Here is a 17,520-nt window from a genome sequence, read left to right on the forward strand (position 1 = left end):
GGGGGGGGGGGGGGGGGCGGCCAGTTCGAGCCCAGCCTATAGATGCCGTGCCATCCCGCTTCCCCTCCACCACTGGCCTTCGGTCAGCGGTCCCCCTCCCCGAGCCAAGCTCGGGGAGGATTTGAAGGCTCCCCACGCCAGCCCATGCATAAATCCTGCCAACACGTGAATATCGCCGGTTTTCATCGCATTGTTCCATGCTATGGGAGAACAAAGACAAAGCGGCGCCCCAAGCTGCGGTTTATGTTTGCAGGAATGTTGCAATGAACGATGTAGCCCCCCTTGGCCTGCTCAGCGGCACCGCGGCGGACCCTGCCGTGTCCACCGATGGCCTTAACGTCGTCTCGATCGCCAAGAGCTATGACAAGAAGGTCGTGCTCTCCGATGTCTCGCTGCAGGTCGCCAAGGGCGAGGTGCTGGGCCTGCTCGGCCCCAATGGCGCGGGCAAGACCACCTGCTTCTATTCGATCATGGGGCTGGTGAAACCCAATTCGGGTCGCATCATGCTTGATGGGGTCGATATCACCCCGCTGCCGATGTACCGCCGCGCGATCCTGGGCCTTGGCTATCTGCCGCAGGAAACCTCGATCTTTCGTGGCATGACGGTCGAGCAGAATATCAAGGCGGTGCTCGAACTGGTCGAGCCCGAAGTCGAGGCGCGCGCGGCGCGGCTGGAGACATTGCTTGAGGAATTCGGGCTGACAAGGCTGCGTGAATCCCCCGCGATGGCGCTGTCGGGTGGCGAACGCCGCCGCTGCGAGATCGCCCGCGCGCTCGCCGCCAGCCCCTCCATCATCCTGCTCGATGAACCGTTCGCAGGCATCGATCCGCTTTCGATCGCCGACATCCGTGACCTCATCATCGAGCTCAAATCGCGCGGCATCGGCGTGCTGATCACCGATCACAACGTCCGCGAGACGCTCGACATCGTCGATCGTGCCTGCATCATCTATGATGGCAAGGTGCTGTTCGCCGGCACGCCAGAGGCGCTGGTGGCCGATGAGAACGTCCGCAGGCTGTATCTGGGCGAGGGCTTTGCGCTGTGATCGCATCCGTCGCAGGTGACGAAGGACTGACCTGATGGCGCTCGGCCCGCGCCTTGACCTGAGGCAGAGCCAGTCGCTGGTGATGACGCCGCAGTTGCAGCAGGCGATCCGGCTGCTCGCGCTGTCGAATATCGAGATCGAAGCGTTCATCGGCGAGGAACTCGAGCGCAACCCGCTGCTCGAGCTGGGCGGCGAGGACACCGGCGGCGATGTCGCCTCGAGCGGCGTCGATGCTACGTTCGACGCGCCCGCTGCTCCTGCCGATGGCGATCCGGCGGGCAGCGACGAGCTGATCGGCGCAGGCATGGGCGAGATCGATCGTCCGCTCGATATCGACCTGGGCGGCGAGGTGTTTCATCACGACTGCGCCAGCGACGGCCCCGACCGGGTGGCGGGTGAGGCCAGCGGCGGGCTCGACGGGGCGCTTTCGCTCAACGATATTTCCACCGGCGGCGGTGCCGACAGCGACGGCTGGGAAGATTCGCTCGAATACGATCTCACGCTGCGCGAGCATCTGCACGCCCAGGCGGGGATGGCGATGTCCGGCGTCACATTGTTCATCGGCCGGCACCTGATCGAGCTGATCGACGAGAACGGCTATCTGCGCGGCGACCTGCTGCAGGTGTCGCACCAATTGGGCGTGCCTCTGGGCGAGGTCGAGACCGCGCTGGCGGCGATCCACACGCTCGAGCCTACCGGCGTCGGCGCGCGCGATCTGGCCGAGTGCCTCGCGCTGCAGGCAAAGGAAGCCGACCGCTACGACCCGTGCATGGCGCGGCTGATCGACAATCTCGAGCTGCTCGCACGCGGCGCGCTGCCCCAGCTGAAGCGGCTGTGCCGGGTTGACGACGAGGACCTTGCCGACATGATCGCCGAGCTGCGTCAATATGATCCCAAGCCGGGCAGCCGCTTTGGCGGGGCGAGCGTCGAGGCGGTTGTGCCCGATCTGTTCGTGCTCGAGCGCGAGGGCAAATGGATGATCGAGATCAACAGCGCGACGCTGCCGCGGCTGCTGGTCAACCGCAGCTATCATGTCTCGCTGTCTGGCGGGCGGCACGATGCCAAATCCAAGGCTTGGCTCAGCGAATGCCTTGCCGAGGCCAACTGGCTGCTCAAGGCTCTCGACCAACGCCAGCGCACGATCATCAAGGTGGCGAGCGAGATCGTCAAGCAGCAGGAAGGCTTCTTCCGCAACGGCGTCACGCAACTGCGCCCGCTCACCCTGCGCAGCGTCGCCGACGCGATCGAGATGCACGAATCAACCGTCAGCCGGGTGACCAGCCACAAATATCTGAGCTGCGCACGCGGTCTGTTCGAACTCAAATATTTCTTCACCAGCGCGATTCAGGCGACCGATGGCGGCGATGCGGTGTCGGCCTCGGCGGTGAAGAGCCACATCAAGACGCTGATCGACGAGGAGGACGCCAAGAACATCCTCTCCGACGACCAGCTGGTCGATCTGCTGAAGGAGCGCGGGTTCGACATTGCGCGGCGGACGGTGGCGAAGTACCGCGAGGCGCTCGGCCTTGGCTCATCGGTCCAGCGCCGCCGCCAGAAGAAGCTGCAGGGCGCACGGTGAGCTGGTCTCCCGTTCCGCTTGCGGGAGGGGCAGGTCCGGCCTACCGGACCGGGGTGGGCCTGAAAGCACGACGTTGGCGCAGGCCCACGCCGTCTTCGCCTGCGGCTCAGCCACCCCTCCCGCAAGCGGTAGGGCAGAAAGAACCTACTGCAGCGTAACCCTTGGATCGTCGCTGTCGCGGCGGCCGAAGAACTGCATCAGCTGGACCAGCAGATCGGCGCGGGTAGTGAGGCCTTCGGCTTCGAGCAGCGCCTGTTTGGCGGCTGCATCGAATGGGGCGATCTGCGCGATGCCGTTGACCAGCGAGCGGTCGTCGAGCCGCGCCACCGAATCCCAGTCGACGCTATAGCCCTGCGCATTGGCGAACCGCTGCGATTCGCGTTCCAGGCTCGCGCGCTCGATGCTGGAGAGCGCCTGGTCGTCCTCGTTCTCGTTGATCAGCTCCGCCTCGATCTGGCGGAACGGCGTTGTCACGTCCAGTTCGCGCAGCACGCGGAACCGGGCAAAGCCCTCGAGCACAAGATTGTAGCGGCCATCATCGAGCGCTTCGACATCGACGATGCGGCCCACACAGCCCATGTCGAACAGCGCGGGCGGATCGCCGGGGCCGCGCGGCTGGATCATCCCGATCTGCCGGTCGCGCGCCATCGCATCGCTCACCAGCGCGCGATAGCGCGGCTCGAAGATGTGCAGCGGCACCTGCAGTCCCGGAAACAGGATCACCCCGGTGAGCGGAAAGATGGAGATGCGCTGGGCGACCATGACGGGCTTGCTGGTCATCCGAACAACGCGGCGGAAAGCTTGCGCCGCGTCGCTGATACCCAGGGATCCTCGAGCCCGACCGCCTCGAAGATCTGCAGCAGCCGCGCGCGGGCCGCGCCCTCGTTCCATTCCTTGTCGGCCTTCACGATGGCCAGCAGATGCTCCGCCGCCTCGTCGCGTTCGCCGCCGGCAAACAGCGCGACGGCCAGATCGACGCGCGCGGCGTGATCGTCCGGCGTGGCATTGGCGGCTGCACGCAGACCTGCGATTTCGCTGTCATCGGCCTTGTCGGCGACCAGCGCGATGGCTGCCTTGGCGCGATCGAGCGCGGGGTCGGCGGTGATTTCGGGGGGCAGATCGGCGAGCAGCCCCTGTGCCTCCTCCACCTTGTTGGCGGCGACCATTGCGCGCAGCAGGCCGGAAATGGCCGCAACGCTGTCCGGCACCATGTCCAGGATCTGCGCGAACATGCCCATGGCCTGCTCGGTGTCGCCCTCGGCCAGCACGTCTTCGGCCATCGCGATCAGCGGCGTGATATCGGGCGCGCCGGCATCGTCGCCATCACCCGCCTGGACGGGCAGCTTCTCGAGCAGCTGGTCAAGGATGCCGCCAAGCTGCGCCTCGGTGCGCGCGTTGGTGAGGTTGGCGACCGGCTGGCCCTGGAACATCGCATAGACGGTTGGGATCGACTGAATCTGGAACTGCGAAGCGATGAAGCGTTCCTCATCGACATTGACCTTGACCAGCATCACGCCCTTGTCGGCATAATCGGCCGCGACCTTCTCCAGCACCGGGGTCAGCGCCTTGCACGGCCCGCACCATTCCGCCCAGAAATCGAGGATGACCAGCTTGGTCATCGATGGTTCGACCACGCTGGTGCGGAATGCCTCGACGGCCTTGTGCTCTTCGGTCGTCAAACCCATGCTTGCCAAGTGAACTGCTCCTGCTGTTGCGCGTGCCGGGCGGTTCACCGCCCCGTCGCGGGTTGTGCCCCGCTTTGTCCTGGCACCTTATCCGAAACACCAAGATGGTGCGCAAGCCGCTTCTGCCAAGGGTGAAACAATGAATCGTCGCCAAATGCAAATTTGGGGCTTGCCGGACCCAAAACCCGATGCTAACTGCGCGCCTCACCTGCTGGATCGCACGTCGAACCAGCCGCCGAGCGGGCGTAGCTCAGGGGTAGAGCACAACCTTGCCAAGGTTGGGGTCGAGGGTTCGAATCCCTTCGCCCGCTCCATTTTCTTCCTAAATTTTCGACGTTTTGGCCTCAGGCGATCAGGCCTGAGGTGGGATACGAGCGCACCAAGGTGGCACTCGCGTATCCATTCGTATCCAATGCTTGCCAAGCCAGCGGCGATAGTTCGCGAGTGGGTATCAATACAATCGCCGCTAGGCTGCAATGCACCCGTCAAATGCCGCGCTGGCTGTCGCCGCGTTTCGTTCACCATTGCCGATGGGGATATGGCTGCATGGGGCGGGCAAGGGTGTCGGCCTTCAGGCGCGCTTCCGGTTTCACCACCCATAGGCATCAACGAAGCACGTTCGCTGTTCGTTGTCATGAGATCCGAGCAGGCGGAAAATGCCTCCTGCTTGAGGTCGGTGGCGCAAGGAATTTGCCTTGAAGAACCGACGTTATTTGAAACCTTTATCTACCAGCAGCGCGGTAACATCGGTGTCCGAGCAGGCCTCAAGGCTGAGCAGCGCCTGATAGGGATCGCCGACAAGGCCAAGCAAGGCCGCAAATGCGGGCTCGGTCTTCATGCCATTGCTTCGCTGCGCCATGACCGCGTCGCGAAAAACGCCTGTGCCAAGCGCAAGCAACCTCTGCTCCACAAGGAAATGCCGCCATCCATATTGCTCGGATACCGGAGACGCCTGACCAAACAGTTCGATCGTCCAGCCAGCGCCGGCAAAACTGGCGACGACGGGCCGATCATGCGCGATCCTCTGCCACATGCGGAACTCGGCGTGCGTGCCAAAAGCGTTCCACACCGCGCGCGTGAAGCCATCCGGATCGGGGGCGAAGCAGACAATATCTATATCGCTCGCTGGAAGGTCCAAGCCCAATGGCGGCGTTCCCACGACATGCGGATCGAAGGCAGCCAGCTCAGGCAAAACCCCCAATCGGTCCAGAGCCTCCAAATAGTGCGGTCGGATCATCGAGACACTGATACGACGAGCCCGCGTGTTCCGTAAAGGTCTGTGCCGGATGAAGTACGTCCGCCAGGGAGCAACCGATGGAACATCCATCGGCCGGTTTCGGGCGGCCAACCGATGCTGCATGCCAGGCGCGCAGTTCGAGGCCAGCAGGGACTGTGACGGACCATGCCAGCCAGAGAATTCCTGCGGCTCTGAAACAAGATTTTTGGTTTGCGGACAGCAAGCGGCCCGCGTCTAAAACAGGCTGAGCTTTATCATTACCCGAAGCGCCCCCGGGCGGGGCGGCTTGCTCAGGCATCGACTTCAAGCGTTGGGGCAACTGGATGCATTCTCTGTCGGAAATCCGGAAATACACGCAGGCGGCATTCATTTGTGCCGCGTTCTTGCTGTTGAGCTTGCAGGCGTGTTCATCGCCCAAATCCGCAGCCCCAGGTGCCGTTGATCAGGCGAGACTTCTCAATGCTTCATCCGAGCCGGACAACTGGCTCGCAGGTGGCGGCGGGTTCGATGAGCAGCATTACAGTGCGCTCGACCAGATCAACGCACAGAATGTTGCACGATTGGGTCTCGCATGGTCGTTTGAAGTCGATACCAATCGAGGACAGGAAGCGACCCCTTTGGTCATTGACGGCGTCATGTACACGTCAACGGCTTGGTCGAAGGTCTATGCTATCGATGCACGTACGGGCAAGCAGCTGTGGCAGTTCGATCCGCAGGTTCCCGGTGATGCAGCCTACAGCACCTGCTGCGATGTGGTGAATCGCGGCGTGGCTGTCTGGAGGGGGAAGGTTTTTGTCGGTACGATCGATGGGCGGCTGATCGCGATCGATGCGAGGACCGGCGATCAGCTTTGGTCCGTACAGACCTTCGACCGCTCCCATCCCTACGCGATTACCGGCGCCCCCCGGGTCTTCAAGGACAAGGTCATCATTGGCAATGGCGGTGCGGAATTCGGCGTGCGCGGCTATGTGACCGCTTATGATACCGAAACCGGCAAGCAAATTTGGCGTTTCTACACTGTGCCAGGCGATCCGTCGAAAGGGCCCGACGGTGCTGCATCAGATTCGGTGATGCCAATGGCGACCAGAACCTGGGCGGGCAAGTGGTACACGATGGGGGGAGGCGGCACCGCCTGGGACTCGATCGTTTATGATCCCGAATTCGACCAGGTCTATATCGGCGTGGGCAACGGTGCACCGTGGAACCGGCAGGTCCGCTCGGACGGCAAGGGTGATAACCTGTTCCTGTCCTCGATCGTCGCGGTCGATGCGGACACCGGCAAGTACAAATGGCATTATCAGCAGATACCTGGTGAAAGCTGGGACTTCACCGCGACCCAGCCGATGATGCTGGCCACGCTTTCGATCGGCGGAAAACCGCGCAGGGTGCTGATGCAGGCGCCGAAAAACGGCTTCTTCTATGTTCTCGATCGAAAGACCGGCAAGCTGCTCTCTGCCAAGGCATTCGTCCCGCAGACCTGGGCCGACCATATCGATTTGGCAACTGGGCGTCCGGTCATGAGCGAGAATGCCTATTACCAGAATGGCGCGAAAGTCATGTCCCCGGCTTCGGTCGGCGGCCACAACTGGCAGCCCATGTCCTACAGCCCCCGCACCGGGCTGGTGTACATTCCCACCGTCCGCTGGAGCATGCGATATGACCAGGACCCTGCGTTCAAGTTCCGTCCCGGCGCTGAACTGAACCAAGGGGCAGCGATCAGCCTCGATCCTGCTGCACCTTGGGGCACCGGCGCATTGATTGCCTGGGATCCGCTCAGACAGCGCGAAGTCTGGCGGGTCCCACAACCCGAGATGATCAACGGCGGCACGATCGCGACGGCAGGCGATCTGGTGTTTGCCGGCGATGCGCATGGCACGTTCAGCGCATTTGGAGCAAGGGACGGTAAAAGGCTGTGGTCGTTCAAGCAGCCATCGGGCATCCTCGCAGCGCCAGCCAGCTACAGCATCGATGGCGTTCAATATATTGCGGTGTTGGTCGGAAAGGGCGGTGGTGCCATGGGCCTGCCGGATGTCAATCGTCCCCGGATTCCGAGGCTTAACGGCCGGATGCTGGTGTTCAAGCTGGGCGGAAAGGCCGTGCTGCCCCGGGTCGATCTCGATCTTCCGCCAGCCAATCCGCCCGGGCAGACATTCTCCCTGGCCACTGTCGCCTTGGGCGGGCGGCTGTATGGCGATAAGTGCGCGCGGTGCCATGAGGGGGTCGCGGCGCCTGATCTGCGTCGCTCCAACGCGCTGTCCGATGCGGAAACGTGGAAGGCCGTCGTTTACGATGGCGTGCTGACCGACACCGGTATGATCGGCTTTTCAAAGCTGATGTCGCAGGCGCAGGTCGAAGCAATCCGGGCTTATGTCGGCGATCTGGCGCTCGAACTTCAGAAGGAAGCGAAGACAGCACCCGGCAAGGGGGCAACTGCCAAGGATATGGCACGCGCAAAACCGCAATAGGGCACTGCGGACCGCGCGGCGTCGATGAGCAGCTTGGTTTTCGCCTGAAGCCGGTCACCCCGCCTGATTTGAACATCGAGCCAACAGGACACATTGCCATGCCCTTGCCTTTGTCGAAGCGGCCAGCCTGGGCCGAAATTGATCTCGATGCACTTGCAAGCAATGTGCGCAAGATCAGAAGCCTGATCGGGCCCGATGTCAGGTTCTATGCGGTCTGCAAGAACAACGCTTATGGATGCGGCGCTGGCGAATGCGCAGCGACGATGCGTAACGCGGGTGTTGACGCTTTCGCGGTCTCTGACCCTGAGGATGCAGAGCGTATCCGCGATGCCGGCATAAATGCTCCGATCCTGCTGTACGGCGCGACGACACCCGATCAGGCCGAGGCGATTGCTGACCTCGGCTTGATCGTCACTATCCACGACCGACACGGGCTTGAGGCATTCGAGCAGCTGCAGCGTTCGGTTCAAGTCCATGTGGAAGTGGATTGTGGCTATGGCCGCCTTGGATTTGTCCCGGAAGAATGGCCCGCCGTGTTTGAACGGTTGAAGCAAGCACGTCACCTTGAGATCATGGGCCTGTACACGCATCTGGTCAGGGCCGAAGACAGGCTGGCGATCGATAGGCAGGTCCGACGATTGAAGCAGGCCATCTCAGCTGCGCGTGCGGCCGGCTTTCAGGACCTCGAGACAATGGCCGCAAGCAGCCGCGTTCTGCTGGGCTATCCTGAGCTCACCTGGACAGCGGTCAATCCCGGGCGTGCGCTCTACGGGATGATGGAGCAGCCCTGGCTTGACGGTCTGACTTTCGACCCCGTGATCCGGTCCATCAAGTCGCGCGTCTTGCAGGTCAAGACACTGCCTGCGGACTTCGAGGTCGATGATGCCCGGCACACGGCTGATCCGGGCAGGCTGAAAACAGCGGTGATTGCCTTCGGTTTCAAGGATGGCCTGCCTGCGCAGCCGGACGGGGGCACCGTGCTGGTGCGCGGGCAGCGCGCCCGCATCATTGCAGGGCGCGCGACAGAGCACACCATTCTCGACGTGACGGACATTCCCGATGTCGTCCCGGGTGATGAGGTCGTGCTGGTCGGCGTCCAGGGCGGCGACCGGATCACCGCAGCACAGGCGGTTCAATTCTATGGCATGCCGATGATCGAGCTGATGGCGCGCATGTCGCTCAGCGTCCCCCGGATATACTCCGGTGGTGCATGACGTTTTCTCTGCATGGCCTGGCTCGCGTGTGATTGTCTCGCGGCACGAAATCGACCAGACCTTTGGGTGACTTTCAAGGCAGTCGTTCTGACTGCCCGGATTTGGGTGACGGGAAAAAATGGCGAGAACAGCATTCATTACAGGCGCGACATCCGGCATCGGTGAAGCAGCGCTCAGGACGTTCGCGCGGGCCGGCTGGAACGTTATCGGCACAGGCCGCCGATCCGATCGGTTGCACGCTTTGCGTCAGGAGATCGGTGCGCAGATGCATGGCTGCGTATTCGATGTGCGAGATGAAGCCGGGCGCGATGCGGCACTGGCGGCATTGCCACCCGCGTTCAGCGAAATCGATCTGCTGATCAACAACGCCGGTCTGGCGCTCGGCACCAATGGCGCCGATCAATCGGATGTCGACCAGTGGAAGACGATGATCGATACCAATGTTACGGCTCTCGTATCGCTGACGCACAAACTGCTGCCCGGCCTGATCGGGCGGCGCGGCGCTATCATCAACCTGTCGTCGGTTGCCGGAAGCTACCCCTATGGCGGCGGCAATGTTTATTGTGGCACCAAGGCCTTTGTCACGCAGTTCTCGCTGGCGCTTCGCTCCGACCTGCATGGCAAGGGCGTTCGGGTCACGTCGATCGAACCGGGTATGGTGGAGACGGAATTCACGCTCGTCCGCACCGGGGGGAATGATGCCTCGTCCAGCGCCTTGTACCAGGGTGCAAACCCCATGACGGGCCAGGATATAGCTAACACCCTGTTGTGGGTCGCACAGTTGCCGCCGCATCTGAACATCAATCGCCTTGAGCTTATGCCCGTGAGCCAGTCGTTCGCCGGGTTTCAGGTTGCGCGGACCGAAGCGGGCTGATCGGGCGTCGCAGCGCTGAGTTCCCGACGTCGTCGGGGGCGCATCGCTGGTTGAAGAAACCGTGAAGGGAAACGTGTCATGATACGAACATTGCTGGTCGCCGGAGCAGCAGCTGGACTGGGTATTGTTCCAGCAGCCGCTGCGCCTGCCGAGCCGTCCGACCAGGCCATGTTGCGCCTTGCCGATGCACAATCCATCGCAACCCGCGCGCTGCAGGCTGCAACCGAAAAGCAGATGAATGTGGCGATCGTGATCGTGAACCGCGAGGGCCGGGTCATTTTGGCTCAACGCATGGACGATGCCTCGTTCATGAACATGGCGCTGGCCGAAGCCAAAGCAGCGACTGCTGCCGCTGCCGGCGTGCAGACGTCGTTGCTGGAGGATGCCGTGGACCAGGGCAAGCCCTCTTTGCTGTCCGTGCCCGGATCTGCGATGATCGGTGGCGGTGTGCCCATCGTGCGGGCCGACAGGATTGTGGGCGGAATCGGGGTCAGCGGCGGATCGCCGAAGGATGATGAAAGCATCGCAACGGAAAGCCTCGGCCCACAAGGATAAGGCCGGATCTGGCAAGCAGTGTTCCGCGCGGCAAGGTCCACTGGCGCATGGACGCGGGCGCCAGGATATGATCGGTTGCCGGCTTGGAAACGCTTGGTCCGATACCTGGCCCACATTCCTCTTCGATCGGGCGGGGCGAAGGTGACGGCCCCATTAGCCAGCTAGGAACCCAGCGTTAGATTATCTGGCGTCGAGCCCCAAAATTAGTGGTTTGCGCAGACGGGCACCTTTCCGACACAACCCTCAGCAGAGGGGAAATGGCCTCTCCTGCGCCAACGACAGGGGGTTTGCGGTCAGTCCTGGCGACGTCGGTATGCCCATGAGCAAACTCCGCTCGATGCAAGGCTTGACGGTCGGTGGGGGTGACGGACCATCTGCACCATCACATGGCGCCAACCACTTGATGTCGGGTTCGATCCGGACCCGACATCCGTCGATCGCAACAGGAACGCCACCATCCTGCCGGTGACCGCAAGCGAACACCGACGCGCTATCTGCGGTGCGCTGGGCTTGGTTTTCTGTAAGGAGAAGGACGAGGTTATGCTCAACAGAAGAGAGATCATTCAGGGGACCAGCGCAACCGCAGTCTTGGCCTGGGCGCTTCCCGCGTTGGGAAAAGCGGGTGACGTCCCGGCGCTCCTCAAGGACGCGGAAGCGCTTTACAGGGAATCGGTCGTCATCGACATGCTGTGCGACGAGTATCGGGACGCCAGCGGGCTCGAGCAGATCAAGCAGGCGGGCCTGACAGTCATGAGCACTACCCTGGGTGTACGCCGACCTGAAAAGCCTCGCGGTAGCTATATGAGCAATGGCTTCGAGCTCGACAGCGCAGTCGAGGATTGCGTCGAGTGCAACAAGTTCATCAAGGATAACAGCACCCTGCTAGCACCGGCGAGATCTGCGGCAGACATTTTGCGCGCAAAGCAGGAAGGGAAGACAGCAGTCATGCTCAATTTCCAGAACTGCCCGATCGAAGGCGAGCTGGACAATATCGACATGTTCCACAGCCTCGGCATCCGCGCGATGCAGGTCACATACAACGAGCGCAACCTTCTCGGCGACGGCGCGACCGAACGAACAAATGCCGGACTTAGCGATTTCGGTATCGCCGCCGTGCAACGGATGAACGAAGTCGGCATCCTCGTGGATTCATCGCACTCTGGACCTCAGACCACGATGGATACGATCACCTTTTCCAAGCGCACGCCAATCATCTCGCACGCAAACTGCGCCGCACTGAATGAGCATCCGCGCAACAAGTCCGATGAGATTATCAAGGCGCTTGCCAAGAAGGGCGGGGTCATGGGCCTGACAACGGTCAACACCATGGTGAAGCGCGATTTCCCAGTGACGATGGAGGACTGGCTGAATCATGTCGACCACGTCGTAAGGCTTGTCGGCGTGGATCATGTCGGCTTTGGCACCGACACGCTGGTGCGCGGCTGGCCGACCGACCCCAAGCTCAAGGAAGAGTTCCTCAAGGCGTATGGCGAACCACATTTCAAGGCGAGCTATCGTTTCCGCTATCCCTTCGGGACCGAGGGAATGAACGATGCCCACAAATGGAAATATGCAACTGCGGGCCTGATGAAGCGGGGATATAAGGACACAGATATCGTCAAGATTCTCGGCGGCAACTGGATGCGGGTGATTGGAGACGTCATCGGCTGATGCAAGTGCGCTGGCTGGTCTTGCCGCTTGCGACAAATGCCTGAGGTCGGACCGCCACCAAGGCTGATCAACTTCCCACGCGGAGCGAGGGGAACCGACGGTAGCATCTTGGGCACGCACGATGGCGCCCGGCCTGCCATGCAGCTTGCCGGCGTAACGCAGCAACAGCTCTCGGCCGATCCATCAGCGGTTTCTTGCGCCTGGTATTTCTAGATTGGCGCGGGGCACATAGAGCAGCGCGATCTCGATATCCCGACAGGCTAATGACCTTGCTGCCAACCGATATTTCCCTATAAAATCAATTCGCATCTCGGGGGATGCCGAGACGCGCAGGCTGTTGCAATTCAGCCAAATGTTGGCCGAGGGACAAGGTCTAATGCTCAGGGAAACACCCAATCTGGACTGGCTGCGCGTGTTCGCCGAAACGGCGGCAACCGAGAGCTTCGTCCTGGCAGCGGCGAGGCTGAGCGTAACGCCTGGCGCGGTCAGCCAGCGGATCAAGGCGCTCGAGGCCTTTCTGCGGGTCGAGCTGTTTCAGCGTTATCCGCAAGGAGTAAAGCTGACAGAGGCGGGAAGGCGTTATGCCCAGCGTATCTCTCCGGCGCTCGACCTTCTGGTGTCCGCCACCCGGGAAATCGCTTCGACCGGAGGCCCCAAGACGATCCGCATGTCGATCCTGCCAGCGCTGGCCCAGCTCTGGCTCGGCCCGAGGATGGAGAACTTTTATTCGCTCCATGCGAACATGAACGTCGAGATTTGGGCCGATGCGACCGTGATCGATATGCGCACGTCCAATTTCGACATCGCCATTCGCTATGGCCAGCCTCCCTTTCCCGGTTGCGAGTATCGCGCGTTGCTGTTCGACGAGCTTGTTCCCGTAGCCAGCCCCAAGCTGATGATGGCAACCGATGCCGACCATCTGGGCCTCCCGATTGGAGCGCCCCTGATGCTGGATATTTATTGGGAGCATGATTTTACCGATTGGCTCAATCGGACCAGCCAGATCCGACCGGAAAAGCTGAGCACGCAGACCTTTTCTTTGTATTCCATGACGGTCGATGCGGCCGTCCAGGGAAGCGGTTTCATGATCGGTCACACCGCACTGATTGGCGGGCTGCTGGAAGAGGGCAAGCTGCAACAGCTTTCCCAACTGCGTGTTCCTTCCAACAATCAGTTCTATCTGCTGACGAAATCAGGCGCGCCGTTGTCCGAGGCGGCCGAAACCTTCGTCACCTGGGTAGTGGAGCAGGCCAGAGCTGGGGAGGCCCAGCCATCGCCGGGCGTTGCAGGTCTGGAGAGTGATGGGGCTGCTGATGTCGCCGAAGCCGGGAACTGACAGTCCTGGCCGTGCAGCCGCCGGATCGCAATCCCGGCAGTACCGCCGCAATGGGCTGGTCCCGGCGGGTTCGTGAAGCCTTTCAGACCGCGATCTGCCCGAGCGATTGCAGCGCTGGCACATAAGGCCGGTTCAGCGCCCGTGCTACGGCAAGGTTGGTGACCTGCCCTGCGTGAATGTTCAGGCCCTCGAGCAAATGAGGATCGTGGCTGAGCGCTTCGAGACCCCTGGCGGCCAGCGCGAGTCCGAAAGGCAGTGTCGCATTGTTCAGCGCTTCGCTCGAGGTCATCGGGACGGCACCGGGCATGTTGGCAACGCAGTAATGAATGATGCCATCGACTTCGTAGGTTGGATTTTCATGCGTCGTCGGCGTTGAGGTTTCAAAGCACCCGCCCTGATCTATGGCGACGTCTATCAGCACGGCCCCTGGCTTCATTTTGCTGAGACTTGCGCGGCTGACCAGTCTGGGCGCACTGGCCCCCGGCACCAGCACAGCACCGACCGTGGCATCTGCCTCGGCAAGTTCTTCCTCTATGTTGCCAATCGTCGACATCCGTGTCCGGACCCGCCCGCTGAAGAGTTCGTCCAGCTGGCGCAGCCGTGCAACCGAGCGATCGATGATCGTAACCTCTGCGCCCAGCCCGACTGCCATGCGCGCTGCATGGGTTCCCACGACGCCACCGCCAATGATCAGCACGCGGGCCGCCTTGACGCCCGGCACGCCGCCGAGCAGCAGGCCGCGGCCGCCGGAATGCCGCCGAAGCGCTGAGCCTGCAGCCTCGATCGAGAGGCGGCCAGCGACCTCACTCATGGGTGCCAGCAAGGGCAGGGCACCGGAGCGATCCGTGACTGTCTCATAGGCGATTGCCGTGCAGCCCGAATCGAGCAAACCCTTGGCCTGTGCGGGATCGGGAGCAAGATGCAGATAGGTGAAGAGAATCTGGCCTGCGCGCAGCTGAACCCACTCAGACGGCTGCGGCTCCTTGACCTTGACGATCATCTGAGCCCTCTGGAACACTTCGCCTGCGCTGGCGACGATCGTCGCGCCCACTGCCGCGTAGGCATCGTCTCCAGCCCCGATGCCGGCACCGGCACCGGTCTCCACCACCAGCTGATGACCGTTGGCGACATACTCGCGAGCGGACCCGGGCGTCAGTCCTACGCGATACTCATTCGCCTTGATCTCACGGGGTACGCCAACCAGCATGTTGCTTCCTTCCTTGTGTGCATCCGCAGATGGCGCCGACTGTCATGGGCGCACCGAGGCTGGCTCGTGCGGTTCTCGCGTCGTGATCATCCGGGTTTGAAAACGCGCGCTGCCTGGCCACGACGCGACGCAGACATGGGGCAGCGCGGACGATCGCGCCTTTCAATGACGCATGAAATGCAAGGTCTGGAACCGTTGCCTGAACAGGCTTGTCCGCTCGGCCACCGAGGACGGGTCGCTGCAGGTGAGAGCCTCCGTCACGATATCCGCGAGTTCGGGCATGTCGGCTTCCGTCATGCCCCAACGGACGATTTCGGGTGTTCCGAACCGCAAGCCGTTGAAATCGCCTGCAACGGGCGCGATCGGCAAACCGATTCCGGACGCAAGCACATTCGCCAGACGCAGGCGTTGGGCTGCCTTATGGCCGCCCCCGAAACGTTCGGCGCACACAGCCAGCTGGTGCGAGTCCGTAAAGTTGCGCGCGGCCCCAAACACCGGAATGCCCTTGGCGTCGAGTTCCTTGGCGAGTTTCCGCGCGGTCGCCCGCATCTGCCTGGCATAGCCCGGACCGAACTCTTTCCAGTCGAGCAGCGACAGGGCCAGCGAGGCAGTCTTCGCCACATCGAAATTGGCCGTCAGGCCAGGATACGCGATCCGATCGATCCGAGCGGCCAGCTCGGCATCGTTGGTCATCAGCAGACCGGATGGCGGGCCCCCCAGGCTCTTGTAAGTGCTGCAGCCCATCAAATGGGCGCCCTCCTCGAGCGGCTGCTGCCATTCGCCACCTGCGATGATCCCGCACAAATGCGCCGCGTCGAACAGCACATAAGCCCCGACATCGTCTGCAATCTCCCGAATTTCACGTACGGGGTGCTTCCACAGGTTCAGGCTGCCACCGATGGTGATGAGCTTGGGCCGGATCTCCCGGGCAAGACTGGCAAGGCCATCGACATCGATCGTATAGGCATCTGCATTGATCGGCGCGGAATGAACCTGAAGCCCGTAGAGGCCGGCTGCTCCTGCGATGTGGTGGGTGACATGGCCGCCGATGGTATCGGGCGGCACAATGATCTTGTCGCCCGGTCTGCACGTGGCCATGAACGCGTAGAGGTTCGCCATCGCGCCGGAAGCGAGCCGGAATTCGGCATAGCGTGCGCCGAACACCTCGGCCGCCAGTTCGGCTGCGATAATCTCTATCTGCTCGATGGCCTCAAGGCCCATCTCGTATTTGGCACCCGGATAGCCGAGCGACGGGCGACTCCCAAGACCGCTGGACAGGACCTGCTCCGCCCGGGGGTTCATGACGTTCGTTGCGGGATTGAGGTTTATGCAGCCGACATCATGGATCTGCCTGTTTTCGGCGATCAGTTCGAACAGCCGTCCATCGATTGTGTCCGCCGTGCTTTCAAACACCTTGGACGCGACCTTCTGCACCAGGTCTTCGCTGGCGGCCCCGACCCAGGACCGTCTCACCAAAATAGCCATATCTTCTCTCTTTCGTGCGAATTGTCCACTCTGACACCGTCAGGCGGCGTTGACCGACGCATGCTGTGGGAGGGGGTGGCGCCTCAATCAGTCGGTGCGAGCAGACAGTCGTCCGCAAGCGGCTCGACAGCGGACAGGTCGCGGTGATGACGGAAGTCTTCCCGGCTGGTCTTGGTGTAGGCATTGCTCAGCGGGTTGAGGATCAGCGAGAATATGCTGCGGTTGGACGGCGAGATATTGGCGGGCGAACCATGGACGAGGCAGTCGCCGAAGATCAGAGCTGTTCCCGCTTCGCCCGTGGCCGAAACCAGCGAGCAGGATTTGGAGATTTCCCGGACCTTGTCTTCCTCGACGACCCACAGCGGGTAGCTCGTGGAGACCGTGTCGTGCCGGGTGGCGACGCTGCCGAATTTCTGCGACCCCTTGAAAAAATAGAGCGGGCCGTTGAATTCGGTCACGTCATCCAGAAAGATGTGCAGGTTCAAGGCGAGAGGTTCCGGACAGCCATCATCTTCATGATGGGTCGAAAAATCCTGGTGCCACTGCCAGAGCTCGCCGTCGAACGCGGCCTTCACGTTGATTTTGACCTGCTGAACGTACAGGTCCTTTCCGGCAATCTGCTGTGCCGGCGAGACCAGGCGGGGGTGCCGGACAAGCCGCGCGAAGGTTTCATCGCGCAGATGCAGGCCCATTGCAGTCCGCACTACACCGCTTTTCTTCTCCCGGATGTTCCCCGGATGATCTTCATCGAATACCCGGTCCATCGCACTGCGAATCTCGGCAACCTCTTCGGCCGAGAACAGATTGGGGATCACGAGAAATCCGTTATTGTTGAACTCCTCAAGTTGCTCCTGCGAAAGATACATGTCCTGCTCCTTTATAGGCACGTTCTGTTTCACTGACCGGTGCGCCAGAGGGTAATCCAGCCTGCGGTTAATTCTCATCGCACTTCGGCGTATCGGCGCATGTCATCAAGCCAGTAATACTGGTCCCTAGGATTAGACTTTATGATGCTTCGATCGCGGCAGGAACTGAGGCCGCTGCGTTGACCATATCGGAGGGAAAGGCAGCGCCGGGCTTTGGCTCGCCGAACAGGACGGTTGGCACATGCCGATAGCCCAATAGCATGCGCATGATGCCATGCGCACAATGGCTGGGCTGAAGGA

Annotated in this window: 14 protein-coding genes and 1 tRNA gene; 9 read left to right on the plus strand and 6 right to left on the minus strand. The window is 61.8% G+C overall.

Annotated elements, in window-relative coordinates; translation table 11 throughout:
- The first annotated feature begins 263 nt into the window (after positions 1–263).
- Both lptB and rpoN read left to right on the plus strand, forming a co-directional pair.
- Positions 264–1,046: an LPS export ABC transporter ATP-binding protein gene (gene lptB / locus IP68_RS04020; protein WP_054133699.1), complete on the plus strand. Its 783-nt coding sequence runs from the start codon at positions 264–266 to the stop codon at positions 1,044–1,046.
- A 34-nt stretch (positions 1,047–1,080) separates the two neighbouring features.
- Positions 1,081–2,625, plus strand: coding sequence for an RNA polymerase factor sigma-54 (gene rpoN / locus IP68_RS04025; protein ID WP_054133700.1), 1,545 nt, complete (start codon positions 1,081–1,083; stop codon positions 2,623–2,625).
- Between the two features lie 144 nt (positions 2,626–2,769).
- Here the strand turns inward: rpoN and IP68_RS04030 are convergent, their stop codons facing one another.
- Together IP68_RS04030 and IP68_RS04035 are read right to left on the minus strand one after the other, a co-directional pair.
- The gene (locus IP68_RS04030) at positions 2,770–3,405 is read right to left on the minus strand and encodes an LON peptidase substrate-binding domain-containing protein (protein WP_231683721.1); all 636 of its coding nucleotides are present in this window, start codon (positions 3,403–3,405) and stop codon (positions 2,770–2,772) included.
- Complete coding sequence (locus tag IP68_RS04035; RefSeq protein ID WP_054133701.1) at positions 3,402–4,310, minus strand: tetratricopeptide repeat protein; 909 nt, start codon at positions 4,308–4,310, stop codon at positions 3,402–3,404. Before IP68_RS04035 ends, IP68_RS04030 begins: the two co-directional genes overlap by 4 nt.
- A 239-nt stretch (positions 4,311–4,549) precedes the next feature.
- On the opposite strand from IP68_RS04035, the gene IP68_RS04040 reads away from it, so the two are divergent.
- A tRNA-Gly gene (locus tag IP68_RS04040) sits at positions 4,550–4,624 on the plus strand.
- A gap of 395 nt (positions 4,625–5,019) precedes the next feature.
- On the opposite strand, the gene IP68_RS04045 is transcribed toward IP68_RS04040, so the two are convergent.
- Positions 5,020–5,670: a DUF4269 domain-containing protein gene (locus tag IP68_RS04045; RefSeq protein WP_231683723.1), complete on the minus strand. Its 651-nt coding sequence runs from the start codon at positions 5,668–5,670 to the stop codon at positions 5,020–5,022.
- A gap of 200 nt (positions 5,671–5,870) precedes the next feature.
- Between IP68_RS04045 and IP68_RS04050 the strand changes: the two genes are divergently transcribed.
- The 6 genes from IP68_RS04050 (at position 5,871) to IP68_RS04075 (ending at position 13,662) form a co-directional block, all read left to right on the plus strand.
- Complete coding sequence (locus IP68_RS04050) at positions 5,871–8,012, plus strand: PQQ-dependent dehydrogenase, methanol/ethanol family (RefSeq protein WP_082382110.1); 2,142 nt, start codon at positions 5,871–5,873, stop codon at positions 8,010–8,012.
- Between the two features lie 98 nt (positions 8,013–8,110).
- Entirely contained in the window at positions 8,111–9,226 is a 1,116-nt protein-coding gene (gene alr, locus IP68_RS04055; protein ID WP_054133703.1) for an alanine racemase, read from the plus strand.
- 118 nt (positions 9,227–9,344) lie between these two features.
- Positions 9,345–10,100 (plus strand): SDR family NAD(P)-dependent oxidoreductase, encoded by a 756-nt coding sequence (locus IP68_RS04060; protein WP_054133704.1) that lies wholly within the window; start codon positions 9,345–9,347, stop codon positions 10,098–10,100.
- Between the two features lie 90 nt (positions 10,101–10,190).
- Complete coding sequence (locus tag IP68_RS04065; protein ID WP_197275721.1) at positions 10,191–10,655, plus strand: heme-binding protein; 465 nt, start codon at positions 10,191–10,193, stop codon at positions 10,653–10,655.
- A 540-nt stretch (positions 10,656–11,195) separates the two neighbouring features.
- Positions 11,196–12,326, plus strand: a complete 1,131-nt coding sequence (locus tag IP68_RS04070; RefSeq protein WP_054133706.1) for a dipeptidase — start codon at positions 11,196–11,198, stop codon at positions 12,324–12,326.
- A 376-nt stretch (positions 12,327–12,702) separates the two neighbouring features.
- A complete protein-coding gene (locus IP68_RS04075) occupies positions 12,703–13,662 on the plus strand; it encodes a LysR substrate-binding domain-containing protein (RefSeq protein WP_054133707.1) in 960 nt (319 codons plus the stop codon).
- A gap of 82 nt (positions 13,663–13,744) precedes the next feature.
- Here the strand turns inward: IP68_RS04075 and ald are convergent, their stop codons facing one another.
- From ald to IP68_RS04090, 3 genes are all read right to left on the minus strand, one after another.
- A complete protein-coding gene (gene ald / locus IP68_RS04080) occupies positions 13,745–14,869 on the minus strand; it encodes an alanine dehydrogenase (protein ID WP_054133708.1) in 1,125 nt (374 codons plus the stop codon).
- A 162-nt stretch (positions 14,870–15,031) separates the two neighbouring features.
- Positions 15,032–16,354, minus strand: coding sequence for a serine hydroxymethyltransferase (glyA, locus tag IP68_RS04085; protein ID WP_054133709.1), 1,323 nt, complete (start codon positions 16,352–16,354; stop codon positions 15,032–15,034).
- Between the two features lie 83 nt (positions 16,355–16,437).
- A complete protein-coding gene (locus IP68_RS04090; RefSeq protein WP_054133710.1) occupies positions 16,438–17,220 on the minus strand; it encodes a phytanoyl-CoA dioxygenase family protein in 783 nt (260 codons plus the stop codon).
- Positions 17,221–17,520 lie beyond the last annotated feature (300 nt).

Origin of the sequence: Blastomonas sp. AAP25, from assembly GCF_001295965.1 — a bacterium.
Lineage (GTDB): Bacteria > Pseudomonadota > Alphaproteobacteria > Sphingomonadales > Sphingomonadaceae > Blastomonas > Blastomonas fulva.

Bases quoted from the DNA above. Each gene is read 5' to 3' on its own strand.
- lptB (WP_054133699.1), top strand. From the start codon at position 264: ATGAACGATGTAGCCCCCCTTGGCCTGCTCAGCGGCACCGCGGCGGAC.
- rpoN (WP_054133700.1), top strand. From the start codon at position 1,081: ATGGCGCTCGGCCCGCGCCTTGACCTGAGGCAGAGCCAGTCGCTGGTG.
- IP68_RS04030 (WP_231683721.1), bottom strand. From the start codon at position 3,405: ATGACCAGCAAGCCCGTCATGGTCGCCCAGCGCATCTCCATCTTTCCG.
- IP68_RS04035 (WP_054133701.1), bottom strand. From the start codon at position 4,310: ATGGGTTTGACGACCGAAGAGCACAAGGCCGTCGAGGCATTCCGCACC.
- IP68_RS04045 (WP_231683723.1), bottom strand. From the start codon at position 5,670: ATGCAGCATCGGTTGGCCGCCCGAAACCGGCCGATGGATGTTCCATCG.
- IP68_RS04050 (WP_082382110.1), top strand. From the start codon at position 5,871: ATGCATTCTCTGTCGGAAATCCGGAAATACACGCAGGCGGCATTCATT.
- alr (WP_054133703.1), top strand. From the start codon at position 8,111: ATGCCCTTGCCTTTGTCGAAGCGGCCAGCCTGGGCCGAAATTGATCTC.
- IP68_RS04060 (WP_054133704.1), top strand. From the start codon at position 9,345: ATGGCGAGAACAGCATTCATTACAGGCGCGACATCCGGCATCGGTGAA.
- IP68_RS04070 (WP_054133706.1), top strand. From the start codon at position 11,196: ATGCTCAACAGAAGAGAGATCATTCAGGGGACCAGCGCAACCGCAGTC.
- IP68_RS04075 (WP_054133707.1), top strand. From the start codon at position 12,703: ATGCTCAGGGAAACACCCAATCTGGACTGGCTGCGCGTGTTCGCCGAA.
- ald (WP_054133708.1), bottom strand. From the start codon at position 14,869: ATGCTGGTTGGCGTACCCCGTGAGATCAAGGCGAATGAGTATCGCGTA.
- glyA (WP_054133709.1), bottom strand. From the start codon at position 16,354: ATGGCTATTTTGGTGAGACGGTCCTGGGTCGGGGCCGCCAGCGAAGAC.
- IP68_RS04090 (WP_054133710.1), bottom strand. From the start codon at position 17,220: ATGTATCTTTCGCAGGAGCAACTTGAGGAGTTCAACAATAACGGATTT.